The 17,973-nt window shown below is 63.2% G+C and carries 21 protein-coding genes; 4 read left to right on the top strand and 17 right to left on the bottom strand.

Going from position 1 to position 17,973, the window contains the following annotated elements:
• Positions 1-371 precede the first annotated feature (371 nt).
• The 3 genes from MSKU9_RS13430 to MSKU9_RS13420 all read right to left on the bottom strand — a co-directional run bounded on the left by MSKU9_RS13430 (position 372) and on the right by MSKU9_RS13420 (position 2,027).
• Positions 372-884 carry a DUF192 domain-containing protein gene (locus MSKU9_RS13430; protein ID WP_141261896.1) on the bottom strand — a complete coding sequence of 171 codons (513 nt, stop codon included), beginning with the start codon at positions 882-884 and terminating at the stop codon, positions 372-374.
• A gap of 35 nt (positions 885-919) precedes the next feature.
• The gene (locus MSKU9_RS13425) at positions 920-1,579 is read right to left on the bottom strand and encodes an MBL fold metallo-hydrolase (protein WP_141261895.1); all 660 of its coding nucleotides are present in this window, start codon (positions 1,577-1,579) and stop codon (positions 920-922) included.
• 67 nt (positions 1,580-1,646) lie between these two features.
• Positions 1,647-2,027: a host attachment protein gene (locus tag MSKU9_RS13420; RefSeq protein WP_141261894.1), complete on the bottom strand. Its 381-nt coding sequence runs from the start codon at positions 2,025-2,027 to the stop codon at positions 1,647-1,649.
• 128 nt (positions 2,028-2,155) lie between these two features.
• On the opposite strand from MSKU9_RS13420, the gene MSKU9_RS13415 reads away from it, so the two are divergent.
• From MSKU9_RS13415 to MSKU9_RS13400, 4 genes are all read left to right on the top strand, one after another.
• On the top strand, positions 2,156-3,244 hold the full coding sequence (locus MSKU9_RS13415; protein WP_141261893.1) for an XdhC family protein: 1,089 nt from the start codon (positions 2,156-2,158) through the stop codon (positions 3,242-3,244).
• Positions 3,241-3,879, top strand: coding sequence for a nucleotidyltransferase family protein (locus tag MSKU9_RS13410; protein ID WP_141261892.1), 639 nt, complete (start codon positions 3,241-3,243; stop codon positions 3,877-3,879). Before MSKU9_RS13415 ends, MSKU9_RS13410 begins: the two co-directional genes overlap by 4 nt.
• Positions 3,880-3,958: 79 nt before the next feature.
• The gene (locus MSKU9_RS13405) at positions 3,959-4,309 is read left to right on the top strand and encodes a RidA family protein (protein ID WP_141261891.1); all 351 of its coding nucleotides are present in this window, start codon (positions 3,959-3,961) and stop codon (positions 4,307-4,309) included.
• A gap of 320 nt (positions 4,310-4,629) precedes the next feature.
• Positions 4,630-5,391, top strand: coding sequence for a CHAP domain-containing protein (locus MSKU9_RS13400; protein WP_193557703.1), 762 nt, complete (start codon positions 4,630-4,632; stop codon positions 5,389-5,391).
• 28 nt (positions 5,392-5,419) lie between these two features.
• On the opposite strand, the gene MSKU9_RS13395 is transcribed toward MSKU9_RS13400, so the two are convergent.
• The 14 genes from MSKU9_RS13395 to rfaD all read right to left on the bottom strand — a co-directional run bounded on the left by MSKU9_RS13395 (position 5,420) and on the right by rfaD (position 17,883).
• The gene (locus MSKU9_RS13395) at positions 5,420-5,878 is read right to left on the bottom strand and encodes a 23S rRNA (pseudouridine(1915)-N(3))-methyltransferase RlmH (RefSeq protein ID WP_141261890.1); all 459 of its coding nucleotides are present in this window, start codon (positions 5,876-5,878) and stop codon (positions 5,420-5,422) included.
• A 3-nt stretch (positions 5,879-5,881) separates the two neighbouring features.
• Positions 5,882-6,331, bottom strand: coding sequence for a ribosome silencing factor (gene rsfS, locus MSKU9_RS13390; RefSeq protein ID WP_141261889.1), 450 nt, complete (start codon positions 6,329-6,331; stop codon positions 5,882-5,884).
• Positions 6,332-6,426: 95 nt separating this feature from the next.
• Positions 6,427-7,068: a nicotinate-nucleotide adenylyltransferase gene (locus MSKU9_RS13385; protein WP_141261908.1), complete on the bottom strand. Its 642-nt coding sequence runs from the start codon at positions 7,066-7,068 to the stop codon at positions 6,427-6,429.
• A gap of 6 nt (positions 7,069-7,074) precedes the next feature.
• Positions 7,075-8,358: a glutamate-5-semialdehyde dehydrogenase gene (locus MSKU9_RS13380; RefSeq protein ID WP_141261888.1), complete on the bottom strand. Its 1,284-nt coding sequence runs from the start codon at positions 8,356-8,358 to the stop codon at positions 7,075-7,077.
• A 48-nt stretch (positions 8,359-8,406) separates the two neighbouring features.
• Positions 8,407-9,501 (bottom strand): redox-regulated ATPase YchF, encoded by a 1,095-nt coding sequence (gene ychF, locus MSKU9_RS13375; protein WP_141261887.1) that lies wholly within the window; start codon positions 9,499-9,501, stop codon positions 8,407-8,409.
• Between the two features lie 6 nt (positions 9,502-9,507).
• Entirely contained in the window at positions 9,508-10,080 is a 573-nt protein-coding gene (gene pth, locus MSKU9_RS13370; RefSeq protein ID WP_141261886.1) for an aminoacyl-tRNA hydrolase, read from the bottom strand.
• A gap of 37 nt (positions 10,081-10,117) precedes the next feature.
• Positions 10,118-10,738 (bottom strand): 50S ribosomal protein L25/general stress protein Ctc, encoded by a 621-nt coding sequence (locus MSKU9_RS13365; RefSeq protein WP_141261885.1) that lies wholly within the window; start codon positions 10,736-10,738, stop codon positions 10,118-10,120.
• 114 nt (positions 10,739-10,852) lie between these two features.
• Positions 10,853-11,443: a histidine phosphatase family protein gene (locus MSKU9_RS13360; RefSeq protein WP_141261884.1), complete on the bottom strand. Its 591-nt coding sequence runs from the start codon at positions 11,441-11,443 to the stop codon at positions 10,853-10,855.
• Between the two features lie 68 nt (positions 11,444-11,511).
• On the bottom strand, positions 11,512-12,501 hold the full coding sequence (locus MSKU9_RS13355) for a ribose-phosphate pyrophosphokinase (RefSeq protein ID WP_141261883.1): 990 nt from the start codon (positions 12,499-12,501) through the stop codon (positions 11,512-11,514).
• 153 nt (positions 12,502-12,654) lie between these two features.
• Positions 12,655-14,091, bottom strand: coding sequence for a hypothetical protein (locus tag MSKU9_RS13350; RefSeq protein ID WP_141261907.1), 1,437 nt, complete (start codon positions 14,089-14,091; stop codon positions 12,655-12,657).
• Between the two features lie 68 nt (positions 14,092-14,159).
• Positions 14,160-14,954 carry a peptidoglycan editing factor PgeF gene (pgeF, locus tag MSKU9_RS13345; protein ID WP_141261882.1) on the bottom strand — a complete coding sequence of 265 codons (795 nt, stop codon included), beginning with the start codon at positions 14,952-14,954 and terminating at the stop codon, positions 14,160-14,162.
• Positions 14,951-16,000, bottom strand: coding sequence for a class I SAM-dependent methyltransferase (locus MSKU9_RS13340; RefSeq protein ID WP_141261881.1), 1,050 nt, complete (start codon positions 15,998-16,000; stop codon positions 14,951-14,953). The genes pgeF and MSKU9_RS13340 overlap by 4 nt, the downstream gene beginning before the upstream one ends.
• Positions 15,997-16,860, bottom strand: coding sequence for a prolipoprotein diacylglyceryl transferase (gene lgt / locus MSKU9_RS13335; RefSeq protein WP_141261880.1), 864 nt, complete (start codon positions 16,858-16,860; stop codon positions 15,997-15,999). Before lgt ends, MSKU9_RS13340 begins: the two co-directional genes overlap by 4 nt.
• Before the next feature lie 42 nt (positions 16,861-16,902).
• The gene (gene rfaD, locus MSKU9_RS13330; RefSeq protein WP_141261879.1) at positions 16,903-17,883 is read right to left on the bottom strand and encodes an ADP-glyceromanno-heptose 6-epimerase; all 981 of its coding nucleotides are present in this window, start codon (positions 17,881-17,883) and stop codon (positions 16,903-16,905) included.
• Positions 17,884-17,973 lie beyond the last annotated feature (90 nt).

Below are 17,973 nucleotides of genomic sequence, written 5' to 3'. Positions count from 1 at the left end.
AACCATAAAACAGGATAAACCCGCATACAGCTTCAAAACACTCAACGCATATTCCTAAAAAGATACGCAAAGCTACCTAGACCAGCCTCACCCAGTCCAGACCGCCAATCATTACCCCCTAAAGAGCAACAATCGCGCCGCCAGCATATCCCTTCCAGATACTCTCTCTATTCTCTTGTCAAAGATCAAAACCCAATAGGGCCGAATAACCTAGCAAATCCACCGGAAAGGCTCAAGAAGTTTCCTCAGCGCCGCCGGTGAATGGGGATATAGGACCCACCCCTCAAACCGTCAATCATAAAATTGCAAAAAAAAACAGAAACCATCACAACACATAACCAAAAAAGCCAGAAAACTAGTAAATTCTGGGATCACTTAGCGGACGTCCCGCTGTTCAGGACCGCCGAATCCACCTTATCCCCCACAACGATCCCCAGCTTTTCGGTAATTCCGGCCTGCAATTCCAGTGTGGCGCGCACGGGGCCATGGCTGCTGATCCGCGCAAGGCTGAGCGGCACGGCATTTTCCACAATGGAGGACACACGGTTATCTGCACCGATAAAGACGATATCGAGTGACGCCTGCGTATGCTGCATCCACATGTCGCTCTGACGGGGGTAGGACCAGACGAAGATCATGCCGCCATCGGCGGGAACCGACGGACGATACATCTCGCCGACCTGCTGCTCCCGCGGGGTCATGGCCTTTTCCACTGTAAAGACATGCTTGACGCCATCAGCCGACGTAATGGTCAGTGGCACCGTTGGCAGCGCAGGCTGGGCGTGGGTCGGCTCACCCGTTTCCTCCGCCGCCATGGCGGGAACCGATACAGTGGCCATACATGCGGCCAGGGCCAGCCATCGGCCTGCCTTGAAGGACATCATAAGCAAATTCTCTCCTGCACCCTTATATCTGCCTGTCAGTTCAGGAAGGGATTACCCTTCCGTTCCGCACCGATTGTCGTTGCGGGACCATGACCGGGCAGGATCGTGACATCATCGCCCAGCGGAAGCAATTCCCGCCGTATGGCTTCAATCAGCTGGTCATGATCGCCATATGGGAAATCGGTGCGCCCCCCCCCGCCACGAAACAGGGTATCGCCCACAAAGGCAAAGCGGGATTCGGGATCATGGAAAACGACATGGCCGGGGGTGTGGCCGGGCACGTGACGGACCTCGAACCGATGCCCCAGCGCGTCCAGCGTCTCACCATGCCTTACAAACCGGTCCGGACACACATTTTCCAGTCCGCTCAGGCCAAACAGGGCGGCCTGCCGGGTAATGGAGGACAGCAGGGCGTCATCTGCCCGGTCCGGCCCGATAACCTCCACCGGGGCCCCCTGCCGCGTGGACAGTTCATGGCGCAGCGCATCCGCCCCGCCAGCATGGTCCAGATGGCCATGAGTCAGCCAGATGGCGTCCACCGACAGTCCCTTCCCTGTGATGAACGCCATGATGCGCGGCACATCGCCCCCCGGATCGACCACGACGGCATGATGCGTATCGGGATTCCATAATATGGAACAGTTCTGACCGAAGGCGGTAACAGGCACGATTTCAAGGGAAAGAGGTGTCGGCATGCGCGGAACCCTACATATAAAAAACGCCCCACGTTACCGCGGGGCGCATCAGGCAACCAGTCGCCGTTCAGCCCGCGTTGGGCAGGGGCCAGCCTGTGGCCGGAATGTCGAAATGCTTGGCCAGTTCGTGATCGGGGGTATTGGTCAGGTCACGCTCCAGTTCCTTGACCACCAGCGGCCGGGTATGCACGTCCAGATGGGCGCGGATCTGGTGCATGACGTCACCGGGAGCCGCGATCGCAACGGCCGGAGCCTTCTTCTGACGCACGACCGTGTTCAGGAATTCCGCAATGACCTTGCCATAGGCGCCGTTGCGCGGAGCATCAATACCCTTCGCATCGTCGCTCTTGAGGTGTTCAAACGTCGCAAGGCCATGTTCGCCATGCTTCAGGATACGGGCATGAATGTTATCGGCAACAACATACCAGGCAGGATCGACATAACTCATTCATAGTACTCCATTCATGCGCCCACCCATGTCGGGGCGGCCTTATGTTGTGACAATATATGGGGTGCCTATCCATGCATGTCCACCGGCTGGTGCGTATGTATGCGTGCTGATAGAGTAGCCCTGCTATGACACAGGTTTCATCCACGCGGGATCCACTGGATCTCCTGATCGAATGGGCACGGGCGGGCCAGCCCTGCGCCCTGGCGACCGTTACCTCGACATGGGGCAGCTCCCCCCGTCCCGCCGGCAGCATGATGGCGGTCTGCGCCAATGGCCGCATCGAGGGGTCAGTCAGTGGCGGCTGCGTGGAAGGCGCGGTGATCGAGGAAGCCGGAAGCATTATGGCCACCGGCCACCCCGCTACCCTGTCCTATGGCGTATCCAGTGATGATGCATGGGCGGTTGGCCTGGCCTGCGGTGGCCTGCTGGATGTGTATGTCGCCGCCGTGCGCACCCCCATGCACCCACAGGGCACGCTGGATCTGGCCATGCTGGAAACCGTGGCGGAAAACCGCCGCAGCCGCGTGCCGGTTATTGTGGCGACGGATCTGGCGACGGGAACCTCCCGCCTTCTGTACCAGACCGATGCCGCACCCGATGTCCATGCCACGTCCGACCTTGATACGCGGCTGACCGCCCGTGCGCGGGTCGTTTTTGAAACAGGCCGCAGCCTGCGACTGGAAGATGAGGCCGGACAGGCCCTGTGGTTCCTCCATCTCATCCCCATGCCGCCACGCATGCTGATCGTCGGCGCGGTGCATATCGCGCAGGTGCTGGCCCCCATGGCGCAGACCACCGGATTCAGCGTGACGGTCATCGACCCTCGCACCCAGTTGGCAACCGCTGAACGTTTTCCCGGCATCACGCTGGAAACCGACTGGCCGGATGAAACGATGGCGCGACTGGGGGTGGATAACCAGACCGCCATCGTGACATTGACGCACGATGCCAAGCTGGATGATCCCACCTTGCAATATGCCCTGAATGGCGACGCCTTTTATATTGGCGCGCTGGGATCGCGCAAAACACAGGCCTCGCGTGTCGAGCGACTGCGCGAAGCCGGTTTTTCCACCGAACAGATCGCCCGTATCCATGGTCCTGTCGGCCTTGCCATCGGGGCAGTGGGAGCAGCAGAAATTGCCCTGTCGATTCTGGCTGAAATCGTGGCCGTGCGCCACAATAAACCGCTGGGGCGGATATCGGGCTGGACATGACGCGGGGCAGTTTGGGCATTGCCGCCATCGTACTGGCGGCAGGCTGTTCCAGCCGCACCGCCCCACTACACAAGCTGCTGACGCCCGATGCCACGGGCCTGCCCATGATTGCCCGCACCCTACGCGCCATCACCGCCAGCCGGGCCAACCCGGTGATTGTCGTGCTGGGACACCGCGCGGCCGAAATTCGGTCCGCTGCATCAACGGACATGCCAGCACAGAACGCCCCCCGTTTCATTACGGCACCCGACCATGCCTGCGGCCTGTCCCAGACACTGGCCGCAGGCATACACGCCGCCGGCACGTATCCGGCAGTGGCGGGGGCGCTGGTCTGTCTGGGGGACATGCCGCTGATCGGCACGGCCCTGATCGATCGCATGATCGACGCTTTCCTGACCAGTCCGGATCATCCCGGCGTGCTGCCCGTGCATGACGGCAGGCGCGGCAACCCGGTTCTGTGGAGCCGTAGCTTATTCCCTACCCTGATGCATCTGACGGGTGACCAGGGGGCACGTCCACTGATACGCCGGCATGAACCCGACATGCTGCGGGTTACGGCCGGACCGGAAATTACAGCAGACTTTGATACCCCGGCCCGACTGGCAGATTTCGCACGCTGTTTTACGGACGGTTGACCTCAGCCCCTGCCGGCGCAAAGAGAGAAGACAGGACATGCGGCCATCCGCGTGCCTGCAAACCAACCAGGATCAAGACATGAGCAAGATTATCCGTACCGAACCCAACGCTATCCTGTCCAAAGTGGTGGAATACCATGGTTTCCTGTTCACGCAGGGATTCGTGGCCCGCGACCTGTCCGCCGACGTCACGGCCCAGACCAAGGACATTCTGGCCCAGATTGACGCTGCGCTGGAACTGCACGGCACTGACAACACCCGCCTGCTGCAGGCCCAGATCTGGCTGAAGGACATCAATGACCGTGATGCGCTGAACGCGGTATGGGGCCCGTGGCTGCCCAAGGATGGCGCACCCGCGCGTGCCTGCGTCGAAGCCAAGATGGCTCACCCCGACGTACTGGTCGAAATCATGGTGATCGCCACCAAATAAGGCCAACGGGATGCGGGAAAGTCGGTTGATAAACATGTCACATTTTTGCAACTTTCCCGCTTCCCGAGAATCATTCCACTTATGTTCTCCCCTTTGATTTCTCACACATAAGCGATTGGAAAACAGGGAATAAATAGTCCGGATAAAGAATATATTCCTATTTTTCCTGTCAGATGAAGTTTTTGGGTGAAATATGCAGCGTTGCTGTTCATCCGCCACAGCGCAGGCTTGTCAGACTTGCAATGGGCTTGCTACTCGATGAACACGATGTGAGCGGGTTATCAGAGAATCACCCCAATGTGGTGGAGAGATTGCGGACAATGTGGATCAGAAACATGAAGCGTGGCGTTTTGCTTTCCGTTCTTGGTGCCACGTTCGGGTTCATGTTTTCGGAACAGGGACATGCCAGCACCACCCGGCATGTCAGCCATGTGCATCCTGCTGCCGCACATCATAGCACCACCCTGCACAACACCAGCTACCATCGCGTCACGCGTGCTACGCATGAACGTGGGCATGTCATCCAGTGCGTAGCCTTCGCCAAGTCGGCGTCGGATGTTGAAATCCGGGGCAATGCCGTTGACTGGTGGTACAAGGCCGCCGGGCGTTACGCCCGTGGTAATGCGCCGGAAGAAGGCAGTGTCCTGAACTTCCGCGGCACCCGTCGCATGCCACTTGGCCATGTGGCCGTTGTCCGTCAGGTCGTCAACAGCCGCACCATCGTCATTGACCAGTCCCATTGGGGGCAGCGCGGGATCAGCCGGGATGTTCCGGTGATTGACGTATCGCCCAACAATGACTGGTCGGCCGTGCGCGTGGCGCTGAACAGCCGTAACGGTGCGTTTGGCAGCATTTATCCGACCTATGGCTTCATCTACGCCCGACCCGATACGACATCGAACATGATGCTGAGCACCTATCAGAAAGCCATGCGCAACCCGCCCGTCATGGCGCGGGCTTCCGGTCACACGACAACGCGCCACAACAGCACGGAAGTGGCCGAAGCGCCCGAAGGCATCGTCGGTCACGCCTCCTCATCCCTTGCCTATACGGATGACGCACCGAATCGTTCCGTCCGGTAATCAAATAAAAGAGACTGTGGTCCTGTAATCAGGGCCGTCCGGCCCGGTGATAGGGATGCCCGGATGAAATGGCACGGGCACGGTAAAGCTGTTCCGCCAGCATGCCGCGCACCAGCATGTGCGGCCATGTCATCTTGCCCAGTGAAAGCGTATGATCGGCACGCTGCACCACAGCAGCGTCCAGCCCTTCCGCCCCGCCAATGACAAAGCACAGTGGGCGTGGTGTCTCGATCCACTGTTCTACCGCACGCGAAAAGGCCAGACTGTCATATGTCCGGCCCCCTTCATCCATGGCCACCACAATCGCGCGGTCGGGCAATGCGGCCAGGATCGCCTGCCCTTCCCTGCGCTTGATTTCATTGGGTGCGCCGCGCCCTTCCGGCAGTTCGACCAGCTTGATGCGCGGCGAAAGCCGGTTGGCATAACGATCAAACAGGTCGCGCTCCACCCGGTCCTTCATGCGCCCCACGGCAATCAGATGGAACACCGGTCAGTCCACCGGTGTTGCTGGCGCCTCCGGCGGGACATCCAGATCCGCGCCCCACATCCGTTCCAGACCGTACAGCGCACGCGCCTCCGCCTTGAACAGATGCACAACGATATCCCCCGCATCCAGCAGCACCCAGTCGGAACCGCTGGCCCCTTCGGTCCGCACGCGCTTGTGCCCGACCTCACCCAGCTTGCGATCGATATGGGCCGCCATGGCCGCGATCTGCCGGTCTGCGATACCCGTCGCGATCACCATCCGGTCGGCAAAGGATGCGCGCCCCGTCAGGTCGATGACCACGATATCCTCGGCCTTGTCATCTTCCAGACTGGTGGTGATGATTTCCAGAAACTGTTCCACGCGGGGGTCGGCTTCGCGCGTGTCAGTAGACACCGGGCCAGCCACGGCGGCCTTCTTGCGCGGCGTGCCTGGCACCTGCACGGCACTGCCCAATGACGCCGCGTTGACGCGTGGCTGTCCCGCGGAAAGGGTGCTGCCGGTCCGGCGCTTGGCGCCACTCTCGGCTGAAGGCTTCCTGGTTATGGCTGTTACTCCCGTCGGTGGCCGGAATTGGCCTGCGATGCACGTATTTGTGTTGCTGATATAGCGTTCTGCGGCGCGGGAAGAAAGACCCATGCCGGTGGCCTGCATGTAGCCAGCATGCCCGCCTGTCGTGCCGGTCGCCTCCAGCGCGCAAGCCTGCGGGCAATCTGACCGTGCAATGCGGCAGGATTATAGCCCGGTCGCGGCAGAATCGCGAGCGGAACCATGCTTACGATATCCCGCCATCGCCGCCATCGTCCCATCTGCGCCAGCCCGTCCGCCCCCATCAGCCAGACAAACTGCACATGCGGGAAAAGCTGTTTCAGGCGGCGCAGCGTATCGACGGTGTACCGCGTACCGATCCGGCTTTCGATATCGGTCGCCAGCAACCCACGCCCCCGCACGCCATGTATCCGCGCGCGGACCAGCGCCAGTCGCTGCGACAGGGGCGCCATGCCCGCCACCGGCTTGAGCGGATTGCCCGGTGAAACAAGGAACCACACCTGATCCAGCCCAAGCTGCCGCAACGCACGGCAGGCAAGCTGGACATGGCCTTCATGCACCGGGTTGAACGAACCACCCAGCAGGCCGACACGCATATGCCGCCCGTCACCACAGGCAGGCAGGACATCACCCACGCCCGTCAGCAAGGATCAGGGCCGGACCTGTCCGGTGCCGATTACCTCGTACCGATAGGTTGTCAACTGCTCCAGCCCGACCGGGCCACGGGCATGGAACCGTCCGGTGGCAATGCCGATTTCCGCACCAAACCCGAATTCCCCCCCGTCACAGAACTGGGTGGACGCATTCCACATGACCACGGCACTATCCGTTCCGTTCAGGAAGGTGGTCGCCGCCACCTCGTCTTCGGTCACGATCGCTTCGGTATGGGCGCTGCCGTAACGCGCGATATGGGCCAACGCGTCTTCCACGCCATCCACCACGCCAACGGACAGAATCGCATCCAGCCATTCGGTGGCGAAATCATCCCCGGTCGCGGCAGGCAGGTCGGGCACGATGTCACGTGCGCGGGCATCGGCGCGGAACGTGCAGCCACGGGTGGCCAGATCCTCGATCAGGCCGGGCAGGATCTTGGGCGCAATCGCCTGGTCCACCAGCAGCGTCTCGGTCGCGCCACAGATGCCAGGACGGCGCAGCTTGGCGTTCAATACGATCCGCCGCGCCATTTCCAGATCAGCGGCGGCATGGACATAGGTGTGGCACAACCCTTCGGCATGGGCCAGCACCGGCACCCGCGCCTCGGCGCACACACGCTCGACCAGCGACTTGCCCCCACGGGGGATGATCAGGTCGATCAGGCCAGCCGCCCCCAGCATGGACGCAACATGCGCGCGGTCGGCGTCAGGCGGGATCTGCACGCATTCAACCGGCAGGCCAGCCGCCTTCAGCCCCGCCTGCATGGCGGCGTGAATGACGCGCGCGCTGCTCAGGCTATCCGACCCGCCGCGCAGGATCACGGCATTGCCGGACTTGATGCACAGGGCAGCCGCGTCAGCCCCCACATTGGGACGGCTTTCGTAAATCATGCCAATCACACCCACCGGGGTCGCAACGCGGCGGATGCGCAGGCCGTTGGGCCGGTCCCATTCCGCCATGACGTGGCCAACAGGGTCCGGCAGGCTGGCGACCTGTTCCAGTCCCTTCGCCATTGCCTCGACCCGTTCGGGGTTGAGCGTCAGCCGGTCACGGAAAGCCGCAGCCCCGGTAAAGGCCGCCACGTCACGCGCATTGGCCACCAGCAGTTCAGACTGACTGGCGCGCAGGGCATCTGCCGCAGCCATCAGGGCCTTGTTGCGGGTTTCTGTCGTGCTGCGGGCCAGTACGCGACCTGCGCCGCGGGCAGCAATGGCCATGGCGCGGATCACGTCCGGCTGCGGTGCGTCGGCCCGCGTGGGGGTTGCAACAGCCTGATCCATGATCCGTCACTCCTTACATACTATCGCTGAACGGGCACGACGCCCGTATCAGACGTTAAAGCGGAACAGCAGGACATCACCATCCTGCACCACGTAATCCCGCCCTTCGATCCGCAGCTTGCCCGCTTCACGCGCACCGGCTTCGCCATTGCAGGCAATATAGTCATCATATGCTATGGTTTCGCAGGCAATGAAGCCACGTTCGAAATCATTATGAATGACAGCTGCGGCCTGCGGGGCCTTGGTGCCTTCGGTAATGGTCCAGGCCCGCGTTTCCTTGGGTCCAACGGTGAAATAGGTGTTCAGGCCCAGCAGGCGGTAGCCAGCTGCGATCACGCGATCCAGCCCGCTATCCTTCAGGCCGAGACCTTCGAGGAATTCAACCCGGTCTTCCGCGCCAAGCTGACTGACCTCGGCCTCGATCGCGGCAGAGACCACAACCATGGCTGCCCCTTCCGCTTCGGCTCGGGCACGGACGCGTTCGGAAAATTCATTACCTGTCGCAGCCGACCCTTCATCCACGTTGCACACGTACAGCACGGGCTTCGAGGTCATAAGCTGAAGGCGGCGCACCGCTTCTTCCTGCCCTGCCGGAATCGCCTCGCGCGCGGGCCGGCCTTCACGCAGGGCTTCGATCAGCGGTTCCATCAGTTCGACCTGCGCTGCGGCTTCACGGTCATTGCCACGCGCTTTCTTCTGCAGCGCCACAATCCGCTTTTCCAGCGATTCGAGGTCGGCCAGCATCAGTTCGGTCTCGATGATTTCCGCATCGCGGATGGGGTCAACGCCCCCTTCGACATGAGTGATGTCGTCATCTTCAAAACAGCGCAGGACGTGGATGATCGCATCCACCTCACGGATATTGGCCAGGAACTGATTACCCAGCCCCTCCCCGCGCGACGCACCACGCACAAGGCCCGCGATATCGACGAATTCAAGGCTGGTGGGCAGGATCTTCTGGGATTTGCCAATGCGCGCCAGATTGGCCAGCCGCGCATCCGGCACCGCGACACGGCCGACATTCGGCTCGATCGTGCAGAAGGGATAATTCGCGGCCTGTGCCGACGCCGTTTCCGTCAGGGCGTTGAACAGCGTGGATTTACCCACATTCGGCAGGCCCACGATGCCACAGTTAAAGCCCATACGCCCTTACTCCCCGGCCTGCGCGGCCATTCTTGTCATGAACAGTTCCGGCTTCCCGTCCGCCAGCAGCACGGCTTCATCAGCCAGCGTGTCAAGCATCGGGTCCAGCCACTCGCGGTCCGTGCGGGAGAAGTCGCCCAGCACATGGCCTGTCACACGCTCACGGCTGCCGGGATGCCCGATGCCCAGCCGTACGCGCCAGTATTCTTTCGTGCCCAGCATGCGGTCCATCGACCGCAGGCCGTTATGCCCTGCCGCCCCGCCGCCACGCTTTACGCGGATGCGCCCGGGCTCAAGGTCAAGTTCGTCATGGAATGCCGTAATGGCATCGGCTGGCAGCTTGTAGAAAGCGGCTGCCTGCTGAACGCTCTCGCCCGAGAGGTTCATATACGTCATGGGCTTGAGCAGCAGCACCTTGTGCCGACCGATCATCCCTTCCGCGATTTCACCCCGGAAGCGCTTCCGCCACGGGGCGAACCCGTGGCGGTCGGCAATCCGGTCCACCGCCATGAACCCGACATTGTGACGATTCCGGCTCATCCCCGTCTCGGGGTTACCAAGACCGGTCCAGAGCAGCATCGTTCATCCTCCTGTCAGGTGTGTGGCGGCGGGGGGATCAGCCCTCGGCTTCGCCTTCGGCGGCTGCAGCGGCTTCGGCCTCTTCATCAACACTCGGCGGTGCGACGTTGGCGATCACGAAGTTATTGTCCTGCAGCACCGGGGTGACATGCTCCGTGCCCTTCAGGTCTTCCCAGCGCACGTTGTCGTGGAAGTCGAGCTTGGACAGGTCGGCGGTGAAGAATTCCGGAATGTTGGCCGGATCAACCACCACGTCCACCGTGTGGCGGACGATGTTCATCACACCACCGCGCTTCACACCGGGGGAGACTTCTTCACCCGTGAAGCGGACTTCCACTTCCACGTGCACCTTATGGCCAGCTGCCAGACGCTGGTAGTCAACATGCAGCGGCGCATCGGTCACCGGGTGCAGCTGGATCTCACGCAGCAGGGCGTGCACGGATGCGCCCCCTTCAACGGAGATGTCATAGATGCGCGAACGCCAGCCGGCCTTATGCAGCTCACGGTGCACGATACGGGGGTCAAGCGCGATCAGGATGGGTTCCTGGCCGCCGCCATAGATAACGCCGGGCACGTGGCCGGCACGCCTCGTTGCACGCGCTGCCCCCTTACCAGCCTTCGCGCGCGAAGAGACTTCGATCTTGGTGAATTTGGTCACTTGTTTGCTCCTGAAACACAAGCGCGCAGGCCTCCAGGGGTGCCAGCGCGTGCGCGGCGTTTAACGGAAAACCGCGTGCGATGCAATCACCCAAGGCCGTCCGCGCCCGGTTTTTCAGGAAAGTGCGGTCAGGTTCCACACCGGCGTCGGTCCCGGCTCGGCCCACATCGGCGTCGCATTGGGCAGGCGCACGTTGGGCTTGAGATGCATGGCCGAACGCAGGGCGCGGAACATCGCGCCATGGCAGACGATCAGCGGCACGCCGTCTTTTTCCAGCGCCCGGTTCACGGCCGATACCGCACGTTCACGCAGATCGGCAAAACTTTCGCCATTGGCCGGTGTGTAATCGCCCGCGATCCAGCTGTCGTACCATGTCCCCATGGGCTTGCCTTCCTCGTCACCGAAACAGACTTCCTTCAGTCCGTCATCCAGCGCGACCTCCAGCCGGGGCGCACCGTTGGCCGCCAGCTGGTCGGCCACGATTTCCGCCGTCCGGCGCGCGCGGATCAGCGGTGACGACACGATCCGAACGATTGGCGCATGGTCATGCCAGTGCTTCGCCAGCAGCAGGCCGGCAGCCTCGGCCTGCCTTATGCCGGTCTGGTTCAGCGGAATATCGGTCCGTCCCTGTGAACGCCCCTGTGCATTCCAGTCCGTTTCCCCATGGCGCAGATACCAGTAAGGCCGGGCAATCAGGTCAGTCATGGGGTCGTTCCTTCTTGTTACACCCCTGTGGGGGTAACGCCGGGACGGTCGGGGGGTCAATCCCGTCTTCAGTCAAACAGCGACGAGACCGAGCTTTCATCCGATATGGCCTGCATGGCGCGCGAGATCAGGGCCGCCGTGCTGATCTGGCGGATATTGGCCGAATCCTTCACCGCCTCGGTCGCCTTGATGCTGTCGGTCAGCGTCAGCATGCCCAGCGGCGACTGCCCGATGCGGCTGACCGCGCTGCCTGTCAGCACGCCATGGGTCACATAGGCTTCCACCGCAGCGGCCCCATGCTTCATCAGTGCTTCCGCCGCGTTGCACAGCGAACCACCACTATCGACAATATCATCCACCAGGATGCAGTAACGGCCGCGCACGTCACCAATCACGTTCATGACTTCCGACACACCCGCGCGCTCACGTCGCTTGTCAATGATGGCAAGGTCCACGTTCAGCCGCTGCGCCAGCTGGCGGGCACGGACCACGCCCCCCACATCGGGGGACACGATCATGAGGTTGTGCTGACCGCCGGGAATATCCATCGGCGGGGCGTCATAGGGCAGCGGCGGCTCGCCATCGATCTTCATGCGCCCACGGATGTCGCGCGTGAACAGGGGGGCTGCGTACAGGTTGTCCACCGGAATGTCGAAGAAACCTTGGATCTGCATGGCGTGCAGGTCCATGGTCAGGACACGGTTGGCCCCGGCCTCGACCAGGATATTGGCCACCAGCTTGGCGCTGATCGGTGTGCGGGGACCGGATTTGCGATCCTGCCGGGCGTAGCCGAAATACGGCATGACCGCCGTGATGCGCCGTGCCGAGCCGCGACGCAGGGCGTCGAGCATGATCAGCAGTTCCATGAGATTGTCATTGGTGGGGGAGCATGTGCTCTGGATGACGAACACATCCTCGCCACGCACGTTCTCATGGATCTCGACAAAGATTTCCATGTCGGCAAAACGCCGCACGGTCGCATTACAAAGCGGCAGTCCCAGTTCCGCTGCGACTTTTTCAGCAAGAGGCAGGTTGCTGTTACAGGCGACAATCTTCATCGTGTGACGCTCCCGGGCGGCGGTGCAGGCGATCAGGGTGGCTTTTGCGGCGCCACCCCCGTTGTTATGTGCGGGGTTCTAACAACCGGCATACCCCCTGTCACCTGTCTAAGGATGACGAAACCTGCACGCCTGCCCTTCGTGGCCGATCCGTCACACCGGACGACGGGGTGGCAGTGTCACGCCGGGAAAGGGCCGGGCGGGTGCCGGCGGCGTGACGGGTACGGGTTTGCCGGTGATTTCGCTCGGGGCGGAATTCTCCGCCGGCACCGCCCTGGGCATGGGCGGCCATCCGGCTGCCTTCTGCACGACCGGGGCCGAGGGGCGGGAAACGGCAACCGCTCTGGGCTGGGTCACGGATACCGGGGCGGGGACATGAACCACGGGGGCCGTGACCGGGGCGGCAGACGGCGCAACAGGACTGACGGAGGCTGCCGACACCGGCGCAGCGGGTGTCACAGTCGGCCTGGTGGCCGCTGGCACGTGTTCCGTCACCACCGGGGACGGCGTGGAAGAGCCGGGCGATACGCTGGCAACCGTCGGGACCGGTGCAGCATGTACGGCCATTGGCATCCCTGTCGTCTGTCCGCCATTTGCCACCACGGGAGCGGATGGCGCGGAAACAACGGATTTCGTCACCGGCGCGACGGCATTCCCGCCACCGCCAGCCATTCCGGAAGGCGCGGCCATGCTGGCTGCCACAGGTCGCGCAGCAGTGGATGCCGGCTGGGCGGGCAGTACGCCATCCGCCGCCAGCGGGACATTGGCACGACCGGAATAGCGCGTGATGATCTGGCGTGCCGCACCCGCCGCCTCATCCGCCGCCGCCACGGCGACATCACCCCACTTCGTATCCAGTGAATGGGCGGCTATGTCATGGATCTGGGTGGCGGCCCCCGCTTCCTTGCCCTGCGCATCCAGCACCTGCCATGTCAGCACGATATGCTGCTGCTTCGTGGTGGATGTCGTGGTGACCGCGTCATTGAGCACGACCGTGCAGCGCACCGTGTAATCCGCCCCGGTGGCGGTATGGCGGATATCCTCGTGCGCATCGGGGAACGCCGCGATAAAGGCCCGCGCCAACGCGCGGTCCCCGTCACCTGGCGCGCCCTGCACGCCCGCGAAATAGACATGGGCAGGACGATTCTTGAGGCTGTTGGGGTCCTTCTGCATCTGGGCGGCCTGTATCCCGGTCAGCAGTTCGGCCACACCGGGTGCGGCTTCCTGCGCCGCGCGGGAGACGGCCTGCCCATCCACCGCCTGCCACTTCTGCACGGGCACGGGCGCGCCCTCCATGTGGCCGCGCTCCTCCCCCTTGGGGGTTATGACGGCATAGGTCGGGACAATCGCGCCATTACGGGCATCGGCCGTCATTTTCAGCCACCAGTCACCCGGGCGTACCGGCTGGCCCATCGCAGGCACCGACTGCGCCAGCAGGGCATCGACCATGGCGTGCTGCCAGCCCTGCGCCCCGGCCTGATCCGTGCCGGACGCCGTGGAAACCGGCACCGCCAGCCGTGCCGTCGGGGCCTGGGCTGTCCCTGTCCCGTGCTGGAAGGGATGGGGCACACTGACACATCCCCCAAGCATACAGATTACTGCAATGGCTGACCCCGTAAGCAGCCGCCGGGCAAAAACTTCTGACATCATGGTTCCATCTATATCGCCGGGCAGGCAATAACGGAAATCTGGTGCCCGATTGCCCCCCCGCCCGCCAGCGTACGGCGGCGATGGCTGAAAAAACGGGTTTCATCACGCAGGGTATCAATCCCCAGCGCCGCAGCCTGTCCCACCCCGCAGCGCTGCAGCCGCATGACGCAGTATCCCGGCAGGTCGAACATGAAATGCCCCGCCCGCGCCGCAGGTGTGAAAAACGCGCCCGCCGCCGCATCCTGCGCCAGCACGGCATCACGCATGTCCGGTCCGACTTCGTAACTGTCCCGCGTGATGCAGGGACCGACCACGGCACGGATGTCGCCCGCCGCACAGCCAAGCGCCCCCATGGCCGTCACCACCGACTCCACAATCCCGCCACACGCCCCCCGCCAGCCCGCATGTGCGGCCCCCACGACCGTGCCACGCGCATTGCTGAACAGGACCGGGGCGCAATCCGCCGTAATCACGCCCAGCGCAAGGCCGGGGCGATCGGTCACCATGGCGTCGCCCTCCGGCCCTCGTCCGGTCGCCCACGGCCTGGTGACCAGGATGGTGCGATCGCCATGCACCTGCGTCAGGCCCATCAGGTGATCGGGACGCACGCCCACGTACTGCGCCACGCGACGACGGTTTTCATGCAGGGCGGCGGGATCATCCGCCGAACGGGTCGAACAGTTGAGGCTGGCATACGGTCCGGTGGACACACCACCCTGACGGGTAAAGAATCCATGCCGGGTCCCGGCGAAAACCGGACTGCGCACCACCTGCGCATCCACAATCGCGCTGTCGGTCGTCATCGCGTTTTTCCCCTGCCTGTCCCATCCCCTGCACGCCTGCCCACAAAACCCGGCAGGTCGCCTGCAAGGCCGGACGAAAGCCCCATTACACGAAAAAGCTGTCCCATGCGGTCCGGTGCAGCCAGCCGCATGGCCGCCGCGCGGATTTCATCCGCCTGCGCGGGAGCGGCACGGGCAAGTTGTTCGGTGCGCGCCGCAAGCCCCAGTGCCGCCAGAAAATCCCCCTGGGTCACACTGCCCCACACCTCCACCCCACGGGGGACATGATCGGCAATGGCCCGGAAATCAACATGCGCCGTAAGATCCGCACTGCCCGGGCCCTGCAAAGGGTCCGTCGGGCGGCCGTCCCGCAATGCCTGCAGGCTGTCCCCCCAGGCGGGGGCATCATACCCGTAATCGATCAGCGCTGCCGCCCCCGACCAGCGCAGCAGGCGCGTGCCAAGCGCATGGACAAAATCCAGCGCGGGCTGGCAGGTTTCCAGCACGTCGCCTTCCGGCACCGGACGCACGCAGGCGGGATGCCCTGCCGGGAAATCACTGGCAGCATGCATGAATGCGCCATCCCGCACGAAGCGTTCCACCCAGCCCTGCCCCCGCCTGACGAACTGCCGGATGGGCAGGGCGTCAAGGAATTCATTGGCCAGCAGCACCATCGGCCCATCGGGCACATCACGCAGGTCACCATGCCAGCATACCGGCACGGCCGTGGCATCACGCAGGGCGTGCGCCTGCACCCCGCGCAGGCGGGGCGATGTCTCGATCATATGTAGGCGCATAGCTTTATGGCAGGCGGGGGCAACGCGCCGCAGCAACCGCTGCGCATCAGCCATGAGCGTGCCGCGCCCCGGCCCGGCCTCCACCAGCATGAAGGGATCGGGACGACCCAGCCGGTCCCACACCACCGCCACCCACGCGCCCAGCAGTTCACCAAACATCTGCGATATTTCAGGCGCGGTAATGAAATCGGCGAACGGGTCGCACCCTGCGTAATAGGCGGCATTCGCCCGGGCCATGAAATGGTCCAGGCGTTCGCCGGGTCCACTCACCGGACGGTCCCGTCATCGCCCGCGGGTTCGTCCGGCGCGTCGGCCATGACGGATGCGCGCGCGGGACGCATGCAGGCATTCAGCATAAGTCCCGCCCCTCCGATCGCCATGGGCACGCACAGGACCTGTCCCATCGTCACGCCAAAGGGCAGGAAGCCGATGAAGGCATCCGGTTCGCGAAAGAATTCGCATACCGTCCGCGCCACGGCATACCCGAACAGGAACAGCCCGGCGATAAAGCCGGGATGCTGGCGCACGCGCAGGCTGCGCGACACGCACCACAGCAGGGTGAACAGCAGCAGCCCCTCGGCAAAGGCTTCATACAGTTCGGATGGATGGCGCGGTTCCGGCCCGGCATCGGGAAAGATCATGGCCCATGGCAACGAGGACGAGGCCGGTCGCCCCCACAGTTCCCCATTGATGAAGTTGGCAAGCCGCCCCAGCCCCAGCCCGATGGGCACGACCGTGGTGATGCGGTCGGAAAAGGCAAGAAAGCTTAACCCGTTCAGGCGCGTGAACACGATCAGTGCGATAATCACGCCCGCCGCCCCGCCATGGAACGACATGCCGCCCCGCCAGACCTGCAGGATCGCCAGTGGGTGGGTCAGGTAAAAACCCGGCTGGTAGAACAGGATGTAGCCAAGCCGTCCCCCCAGCACCACGCCCAGCGTCGCCCATGTCAGGAAATCATCCACCTGCAGCGTGGTCGCGGCCCTGGGCGGCAGCGCGACCAGACGGCGCGCGATGCGCCACCCCGCCACCAGCGCCACGATATAGGCCATGGCATACCAGCGGATGGCGAACGGTCCGAAATGGACCATTACCGGATCAAACTGCGGAAAGATCAGGACAGGCAGCATCGGCCCACTTTCATTGTCATGGTTCTGGCGGTAGCGGGGCGATTACAGGTAGGGGTCAGGGGCGGCAAGGTAATCATGGACGTAACGGTGCACCCCGTCTTCCAGTGTTGTGAAGGGACGGCTGTAGCCTGCCGCCCGCAGCCTGCGCATGTCGGCGCAGGTAAAGGACTGGTACTGCCCGCGCAGGGCTTCGGGCATATCGATGAATTCGATCCGGCGCGGCACATTCGCCGCGTCACAGACCGCATGGGCCAGATCGGTATAGGTCCGCGCAACCCCGGTACCGCAGTTGAACAGCCCGCATACAGTGCCATGGTCCAGCAGCCACAGCATGACATCGACCACGTCCCCCACCCAGATGAAGTCACGCGCCTGCGCCCCATCCGCCAGCCCCGTCACGTCGGAGCGGAACAGGCGCAGCGGCTGGCCGGCACGGGCCTCGTCATACTTGACCTTCACCACCGAGATCATGCGTCCCTTGTGGTATTCATTGGGCCCATAGACATTGAAGAACTTCAGCCCCGCCCATGACAGGCCGGACATCGCCCCGCCCGCAATCCGGCGCAGCACCGAGCGGTCGAATGCCTGCTTGGACCAGCCATACAGGTTGAGCGGCTCCAGCCGGTCCAGCAGGGCGGGATCGTCATTGAACTGTTCAGCCCTGTCCGCCGCCCCATACGTCGCGGCGGATGAGGCATAGATGAACCGCACCCCTTCATGCGCGCACCACGACAGCAGCCGTTCGGACAGATCCACATTGGTGCGCCACACCAGATCGCCATCGGTTGCCGTCGTCTCGCTTATCGCGCCCAGGTGAATCACCGCCGATATGTCCGGCCGCATTTCGAGCCATGCGTCCAGCGCCTCGGGGGCAATGATGCGCGCGGGCGTGTGATGGCGCAGGTTGCGCCACTTGCCCGCATTGCCCAGCCAGTCCACCACGACCGTCTCAACCCCGCGCGCGTGCAGCGCCTGCTGCATGCATGACCCGATGAAACCCGCACCCCCGGTAATAACGATCACTGTCCCGCACCCCGCCCTGTTGCATGGAAGTCGATATTGCGGCGTCGCCACGGCCACTACAATCGTGCGGATAGCCCTGAGCTGCCAATG

Source organism: Komagataeibacter diospyri (assembly GCF_006538165.1).
Lineage (GTDB): Bacteria > Pseudomonadota > Alphaproteobacteria > Acetobacterales > Acetobacteraceae > Komagataeibacter > Komagataeibacter diospyri.
This window is presented reverse-complemented; position numbering and strand designations above follow the sequence as displayed.

Excerpts from the sequence above, each read along its gene's own strand:
- MSKU9_RS13430 (WP_141261896.1), bottom strand. The coding sequence starts at position 884 with ATGATGTCCTTCAAGGCAGGCCGATGGCTGGCCCTGGCCGCATGTATG.
- MSKU9_RS13425 (WP_141261895.1), bottom strand. The coding sequence starts at position 1,579 with ATGCCGACACCTCTTTCCCTTGAAATCGTGCCTGTTACCGCCTTCGGT.
- MSKU9_RS13420 (WP_141261894.1), bottom strand. The coding sequence starts at position 2,027 with ATGAGTTATGTCGATCCTGCCTGGTATGTTGTTGCCGATAACATTCAT.
- MSKU9_RS13415 (WP_141261893.1), top strand. The coding sequence starts at position 2,156 with ATGACACAGGTTTCATCCACGCGGGATCCACTGGATCTCCTGATCGAA.
- MSKU9_RS13410 (WP_141261892.1), top strand. The coding sequence starts at position 3,241 with ATGACGCGGGGCAGTTTGGGCATTGCCGCCATCGTACTGGCGGCAGGC.
- MSKU9_RS13405 (WP_141261891.1), top strand. The coding sequence starts at position 3,959 with ATGAGCAAGATTATCCGTACCGAACCCAACGCTATCCTGTCCAAAGTG.
- MSKU9_RS13400 (WP_193557703.1), top strand. The coding sequence starts at position 4,630 with ATGTGGATCAGAAACATGAAGCGTGGCGTTTTGCTTTCCGTTCTTGGT.
- MSKU9_RS13380 (WP_141261888.1), bottom strand. The coding sequence starts at position 8,358 with ATGGATCAGGCTGTTGCAACCCCCACGCGGGCCGACGCACCGCAGCCG.
- ychF (WP_141261887.1), bottom strand. The coding sequence starts at position 9,501 with ATGGGCTTTAACTGTGGCATCGTGGGCCTGCCGAATGTGGGTAAATCC.
- pth (WP_141261886.1), bottom strand. The coding sequence starts at position 10,080 with ATGCTGCTCTGGACCGGTCTTGGTAACCCCGAGACGGGGATGAGCCGG.
- MSKU9_RS13360 (WP_141261884.1), bottom strand. The coding sequence starts at position 11,443 with ATGACTGACCTGATTGCCCGGCCTTACTGGTATCTGCGCCATGGGGAA.
- MSKU9_RS13355 (WP_141261883.1), bottom strand. The coding sequence starts at position 12,501 with ATGAAGATTGTCGCCTGTAACAGCAACCTGCCTCTTGCTGAAAAAGTC.
- MSKU9_RS13350 (WP_141261907.1), bottom strand. The coding sequence starts at position 14,091 with ATGCTTGGGGGATGTGTCAGTGTGCCCCATCCCTTCCAGCACGGGACA.
- pgeF (WP_141261882.1), bottom strand. The coding sequence starts at position 14,954 with ATGACGACCGACAGCGCGATTGTGGATGCGCAGGTGGTGCGCAGTCCG.
- lgt (WP_141261880.1), bottom strand. The coding sequence starts at position 16,860 with ATGCTGCCTGTCCTGATCTTTCCGCAGTTTGATCCGGTAATGGTCCAT.